The following is a 6,328-nucleotide window of genomic DNA, read 5'->3' on the forward strand; positions in this document are numbered from 1 at the left end:
CTCCCAGCTCGGCGGCGCCTGACCAAGGAAGCACTTGATCATGAAGCTCCTGATGCTCGACAACTACGACTCGTTTACCTATAACCTGGTGCAATACTTCGGCGAACTGGGTGCCCAGGTGTCGGTCGTGCGCAACGATCAGACCGATCTGGCCGGCCTGGAAGCCTGCCAGCCCGACCGCATTTGTGTCTCGCCCGGGCCCTGCACACCGGCCGAAGCGGGCATTTCCATCGACCTGATCCGGCACTTCGCCGGCCGCGTCCCCATCCTGGGGGTCTGCCTGGGACACCAGGCCATCGGCGCGGCCTACGGCGGCCAGATCGTGCGCGCCAAGACCCTGATGCACGGCAAAGTCTCCCCCATCACCCACACGGGCACGGACGTCTTTGCCGGCCTGCCATCGCCTTTCCAGGTCACGCGCTACCATTCCCTGGCCATCGACCGCACCACCCTGCCGGACTGCCTGCGCATCACCGCCGAGACCGAGGACGGCGAAATCATGGGGGTGGCCCATACGGCTCTGCCGATCTACGGCGTGCAGTTCCACCCCGAATCCATCCTCAGCGAACACGGCCATGCCTTGCTGCGCAATTTCCTTGAACTCTGACGCCAAAGGACGCCCCTCATGCCTCTGATCACCCCCAACGAAGCCCTGGTGCGCTGCATTGAACACCGCGAAATCTTCCACGACGAGATGCTGGAACTCATGCGCATGCTGATGCGCGGCGAGATGTCGCCCCAGCTGGCCAGCGCCCTGCTGATGGGCCTGCGCGTCAAGAAGGAAACCGTGGGCGAGATCACGGCGGCGGCCCAGGTAATGCGCGAATTCGCCCTGAAGGTGCCCACCCCCTACCCGGACGAACTGCTGGACATGTGCGGCACCGGGGGCGACGGTTCGCACACCTTCAATATCTCCACCGCCGCCCTGTTCGTGGCGGCCGCCGGCGGCGTGCGCATCGCCAAGCACGGCGGGCGCAGCGCGTCGTCGTCATCCGGCAGCGCCGATGTCCTGGAAGCCCTGGGGGTGCGGATCACAGCCACGCCGGAACAGGTGGCCGAATCCATCGAGGCCACCGGCATCGGCTTCATGTTCGCCCCCGCCCATCATGGCGCCATGAAAAACGTGGCCGCCGTGCGCCGCGAACTGGGCGTGCGCACGATGTTCAACATCCTGGGGCCGCTGACCAATCCCGCTGGGGCCGGCAACCAGCTGATGGGGGTCTTCCACCCCGACCTGGTGGGCATCCAGGTGCGGGTGCTGCAGCGCATGGGGTCGCGCCACGTGTTGATCGTGCACGGCAAGGACGGCATGGACGAAGCCTCGCTGGGGGCCGCCACCCTGGTGGGCGAGCTCAAGGACGGCGAAATCCGCGAATACGAAATCCATCCCGAGGACTTCGGCATGGCCATGGTCTCCAACCGCAGCATCAAAGTGGCCAACCGGGATGAATCCGCCCAATTGGTGCGCGCCGCCCTGAACAACCAGGCCGGCACCGCGCGCGACATCGTGATCCTGAACGCCGGCCTGGCGCTGTATGCGGGCAACCGGGCCGATTCCATCCAGGCGGGCATCGCCCAGGCGGGCGAACTCGTCGCATCGGGTGCCGCCCGCGACAAACTTGAACAATTCCGCCAATACACGCAGAGGTTCGCAGCATGAGCGACATTCTCAAGCAAATTCTGGACACCAAGCACATCGAAGTCGCCACGGCGCGACAGATGCGCAGCGAGGCCGAGCTGCTGCGCGAGGCCCGCAGCCGCCAGGACATCCGCGGCTTCGTCCGCGCCATCGAAGACAAAATCGCCCAGGGCAAGCCGGCCGTCATCGCCGAAATCAAAAAGGCATCGCCCTCCAAAGGCGTGATCCGGGCCGACTTCAACCCGGCGGAAATCGCCAGCAGCTATGCCTGCCACGGGGCAGCCTGCCTGTCGGTGCTGACCGACGTCAAATACTTCCAGGGCGGCTACGATCATCTGCGCCAGGCGCGGGCCGCCTGCAGCCTCCCGGTGCTGCGCAAGGATTTCCTGATCGACCCCTACCAGGTCATTCATGCCCGGGCGCTGGGCGCCGACTGCGTGCTGCTGATCGCGGCGGCCTTGTCTCCCAGCCAACTGCTCGAACTCGAAGCCGTGGCCATCGACCTGGGCATGGACGTGCTGGTGGAAATCCACGACCGCAGCGAGCTGGACGCCGCCCTGGCGATGCAGACCCCCCTGCTGGGGATCAACAACCGCAATCTGCGTACCTTTGAAACCCGCCTGGAAACCACCCTGGACATGCTGGCCGACCTGCCCGCAGGCAAGCGGGTGGTCACGGAAAGCGGCATCCTGCTGCCCGAAGACGCGGATCGCATGCGCGAACACGGCGTGCAGGCTTTCCTGGTGGGCGAGGCCTTCATGCGGGCCGATGACCCGGGCGCCGCCCTGCACGCGCTGTTTTTCCAGCGCGAACAGCCCGCCGCGTAGAGGCTCGAAGCTCATGCCGACCGCCATCCCCTCGCCGCAGCCTGCTTGCCCCCTGTGCCCGGCCCACGCCGCCGGGGCGCTCTGGGAAGACACCCGGCTGCGGGTCATCGCCGTGGACGAGCCGCTGTTTCCCGGCTATATCCGCGTGATCTGGCGCGAACACGCGGCCGAAATGACGGATTTGCCCGCCCCGGACCGCGACCACCTGATGGCGACGGTGTACCGGATCGAAGCCCTGCAGCGCAGCATCCTGCAACCCGACAAAATCAATCTGGCCAGCCTGGGCAATCAAGTGCCGCATCTGCACTGGCACTTGATCCCCCGCTGGCGGGATGACCCTTGCTTCCCCAACGCGATCTGGGCCGCCCTCGCCTCCGAAAAACAAGCCGCCTGGGCGCGGCGGCTGCCGGAACTGCAGGCGCGGGCGCGGGGGTTGCAGGACAGGATTCGCCAAACCATGGGCGCAGCGCGTCAACCATGACACGCCTGCATGTTGGCCAAACAAGTATCGCTGTAGGTAAAGCCTTCCAGATTCAGCCAAGCGAGACAGCTGTCATCGACGGCCCGGCTTGTCGGGCAATCTCTCGCCAATCAGGCCATTTCGCCCCGCCGCCCCATTGCCCGATCATGTCTCGGCCATGCCCAGTGCACGAAACACCCGGGCGATGACAGGGTTGTGGAATGGCCAACATTGCGGAAGGCGGCACCGCCCGCGGTGCGCGGCCTCACTGCGGATGGCTATCGCCTCCATTTATTAAAACAATTAGATTTTGACCTTTTATAGCCATAGACTCATACACAATCAAGGAGAGTCAAAGGAGCCCCCATGTCCAGCACGCATACGTCCGCCCTGCCCGCTGTGGCAGTCTCTCATCGCCCGGCCGGCGTCGCGGCGGATCATCGACGCATTCAGGCCGCCCGCCCGGCCGCACGGGCGGCGCGCCACTGGTCCGTGCGCGCCCGGCTCTACTTGTGCTTCCTGCTGGTGCTGTCTTTCATGGTGCTGGTCGCTGCGGCGGGCGTCCACGAAGTGGACAAGATCGACGCCGGGCTGACCCGCGCCATGGACGTGGCCGCCGCCCAGCAGCGCCATGCCGTCAACATGCGCGGCAGCGTGCACGACCGGGCGATTGCCGCCCGCGACTTGGCGCTGCTGCCCGCCCGCGACCCGGCCCGCGCCGCGCAGCTGCAAACCACCATCCAGACCCTGGCGAACAGCTATGCCCTGAACTGGCGGCAAGCCACGGCCATGCCCACCGGCGGCCCGCAGGATCAAGGGCTGCTGGATCGCATCCGCGACAGCGAGCACCAGGCCCTGCAGGCATTGACGCGCCTGAACGATGCGCGCCTCGGCCATTCGGCCGACACCGCCGCTATCGTGCTGGACGATCTGGGCCCCGCATTCGTCGGCTGGCTGGCCAGCATCAACGCCTATATCGACCTGCAGGAAGCACGCGTTCGCACCGACGTGGCGCTGGCGCGGGACACCGCCACCGATTTCACGCGCTTCATCGCCATCATGACGGCGGTCGCCATGGTCATGGGCCTGATCATCGCCACCCTGATCGCCCGCAAGCTGCACAGCGAATTGGGCGCGGAGCCGCACGAACTGATCACCTTCGCCCGGGAAATCGGCCAGGGCAACCTGAAGGCGCGGCCCTTCGCCGAACATCGCGCCATCCCCGCAGGCAGCGTGACCGATCACCTGCTGGGCATGGCCGACCATCTGAGCAGCATCGTGACCGGCGTGCGCGATACGGCGCAGGCGGTCTCCCAGGCCGGCGCCCGGATCGACCAGGCCACCGCCGAGCTGGCCCAACGCACCGAGGCCCAGGCGGCGGCCGTCGCGCAGACCGCCACCGCCGTCGCGCAATTGAACCAGACCGTGCACCAGAACGCCGACACCGCCCGCGAAGCCGCCGGCCGCGCCGCCCAGGCCGCCGACACCACGGTTCAGATGCGCGGCGCCATGACCCAGGTACGCGAAACCATGCACAAGATCGACGCGGGCGCCAAGCAGATCGGCGAAATCACCAGTCTGATCGACGCCATTGCCTTCCAGACCAACATCCTGGCGCTGAACGCCTCTGTGGAAGCCGCCCGCGCGGGCACCCATGGCCGGGGCTTCGCCGTCGTGGCCACGGAGGTGCGCAATCTGGCCCAGCGCAGCAGCGAAGCGGCCAGCCATATCAGCACGCTCATCGGCGAGAACCTCGGGCTCGTCGCCGAGGGCGCCCAGTTGGTGAACACCGCCGACCAGCACACACGCGCCTCCATGGAGACCGTGCAGGAGGTTTCGGAGCTGATTCAGGGCATCAGCCAGGGCAGCCTGGAACAAGCCGCCGGGGTGGAGCGCATCAGCGAAGCCGTAACGCAGATCCACACCATCACACAGGACAACGGCGGCATGGTGCGCGACAGCACCGCCATGGCCAGCGCCCTGCGGCACGAATCCGGGCAGCTCGACACCGACATGCAGGTGTTCAAGGTGTGATGCCACCGCGAGGCACATCGGCGGCCCGCGCCGCGTTTCATGCGGCGGGCCTGCCGATCACTTCTGTTCATCCCATTGCCCGGAAAATCAGGCTTTCCCCCATGCGACGAATCTGTCCGAACATCGTCCCCGCCGACGCATCCATCGCCCATCATGGGATCTTTCCAATGCAATCGGAAGGTCACCATGGGAAAGCTGGATGCGGCGTACCGCCGCCTGTTTGAACACAAGGAACTGCTGGGCGACATACTGGCCTGCGTGATGAGTCCGGCCTTGTTCGATGCCCTGGATTGGCAGCGCATGCAGCCAATCGCCACCGCACACATCAGCGACCGCCTGAAACAACGCACCGGCGACTGCGCGTGGCTGGTCCCCTGGAAAAAACAAGAAAACGCTTCCGCAGCCGATGCCGCGCGCCCTGCGCCGGCTCATGGCCTGTGCATCCTGCTGATCTTCGAGCAGCAATCCCAGCCCGACGACACCATGGCGCTGCGCATCGCCACCTATACCTGTCTGAGCTATCAGACCATGCTGCGCAACCGGCAAACCCGCTTGCCGCTGCCCCCGGTGCTGCCGGTCGTGTTCTACAGCGGATCGCGCCGCTGGGCGGCGGCGCGGGATTTATCCGACCTGGCAGGCCGCATCCCGACGGCCTTGCGGGCGTATCAGCCGCAAATGCGCTACCTGTTGGTTCAAGAGCGTGATCTGCTGAAGGCCGTTGGCCGCCCCGGCCACAACCTGGCGACCCTGTTGTTTCGCTTGCGGCATGACCGTAATATAGCGCAATGGCAAGCGGCCTTGCACGCCTTGACCCAAGCCATTCTGGCCCTGCCCGAAAGCCAGGAACTGAACCGCAGCCTGACGGCATGGCTGGTGCTGATGATCGAGCGCAACGCCAATTTACCGGAACCCCTCCCCCCCACCAAGACCTTGCAGGAGTTGGATATGATCATTACCGAAAAACCTGGCATCTGGGCCAAACAGTGGCTGGAGGAAGGCCGTGTCGAAGGCCACGCTGAAGGTCGTGTTGAAGGTCGTGTTGAAGGCCGCATCGAGGGCCATGCCGAACTGCTGTTGCTGCAGATGGCGCACCGCTTTGGCAAGATTCCCGCCTCGATCATCGAACGCATACATACGGCACAGGCCGCACAACTGAAAGCCTGGGCGTTGAATTTTGCGGATGCCCGGGTGCTGGATGATGTGTTCAAGCCTGAACGGTAATGCTCGCCTGACGAAGTCGCCCTGAACCAAACCAGGGGGTTTGCCCTGACGGCTTCCCCCCGCATCACCCACAAAAAAGTGCCGGTGTCAAGTCTTTCGCGCAAATCACGCAGGGCTTGAAACCGTATATGGGACAGTAGGTTAGCT

General features: G+C 65.3%; 6 protein-coding genes. All 6 read left to right on the forward strand.

Features of this window, described 5'->3' with window-relative positions; translation table 11 throughout:
- Nucleotides 1–40 precede the first annotated feature (40 nt).
- Nucleotides 41–607, forward strand: coding sequence for an anthranilate synthase component II (locus ACMHYJ_RS13675; RefSeq protein WP_414246733.1), 567 nt, complete (start codon nt 41–43; stop codon nt 605–607).
- Between the two features lie 18 nt (nt 608–625).
- Nucleotides 626–1,660 carry an anthranilate phosphoribosyltransferase gene (gene trpD / locus ACMHYJ_RS13680; RefSeq protein ID WP_414246734.1) on the forward strand — a complete coding sequence of 345 codons (1,035 nt, stop codon included), beginning with the start codon at nt 626–628 and terminating at the stop codon, nt 1,658–1,660.
- Complete coding sequence (trpC, locus tag ACMHYJ_RS13685; RefSeq protein WP_414246735.1) at nt 1,657–2,466, forward strand: indole-3-glycerol phosphate synthase TrpC; 810 nt, start codon at nt 1,657–1,659, stop codon at nt 2,464–2,466. Before trpD ends, trpC begins: the two co-directional genes overlap by 4 nt.
- Nucleotides 2,467–2,479: 13 nt before the next feature.
- Nucleotides 2,480–2,947, forward strand: coding sequence for an HIT family protein (locus ACMHYJ_RS13690; RefSeq protein WP_414246736.1), 468 nt, complete (start codon nt 2,480–2,482; stop codon nt 2,945–2,947).
- 345 nt (nt 2,948–3,292) lie between these two features.
- Nucleotides 3,293–4,960 (forward strand): methyl-accepting chemotaxis protein, encoded by a 1,668-nt coding sequence (locus tag ACMHYJ_RS13695; RefSeq protein WP_414246737.1) that lies wholly within the window; start codon nt 3,293–3,295, stop codon nt 4,958–4,960.
- Between the two features lie 186 nt (nt 4,961–5,146).
- A complete protein-coding gene (locus tag ACMHYJ_RS13700; protein WP_414246738.1) occupies nt 5,147–6,181 on the forward strand; it encodes an Rpn family recombination-promoting nuclease/putative transposase in 1,035 nt (344 codons plus the stop codon).
- Nucleotides 6,182–6,328 lie beyond the last annotated feature (147 nt).

Source organism: Castellaniella hirudinis, from assembly GCF_047468865.1.
Taxonomy (GTDB): domain Bacteria; phylum Pseudomonadota; class Gammaproteobacteria; order Burkholderiales; family Burkholderiaceae_B; genus Castellaniella; species Castellaniella hirudinis_A.

Coding starts and splice junctions, on each gene's coding strand:
- ACMHYJ_RS13690 (WP_414246736.1), top strand. CDS start 2,480: ATGCCGACCGCCATCCCCTCGCCGCAGCCTGCTTGCCCCCTGTGCCCG.
- ACMHYJ_RS13695 (WP_414246737.1), top strand. CDS start 3,293: ATGTCCAGCACGCATACGTCCGCCCTGCCCGCTGTGGCAGTCTCTCAT.
- ACMHYJ_RS13700 (WP_414246738.1), top strand. CDS start 5,147: ATGGGAAAGCTGGATGCGGCGTACCGCCGCCTGTTTGAACACAAGGAA.
- trpC (WP_414246735.1), top strand. CDS start 1,657: ATGAGCGACATTCTCAAGCAAATTCTGGACACCAAGCACATCGAAGTC.
- ACMHYJ_RS13675 (WP_414246733.1), top strand. CDS start 41: ATGAAGCTCCTGATGCTCGACAACTACGACTCGTTTACCTATAACCTG.
- trpD (WP_414246734.1), top strand. CDS start 626: ATGCCTCTGATCACCCCCAACGAAGCCCTGGTGCGCTGCATTGAACAC.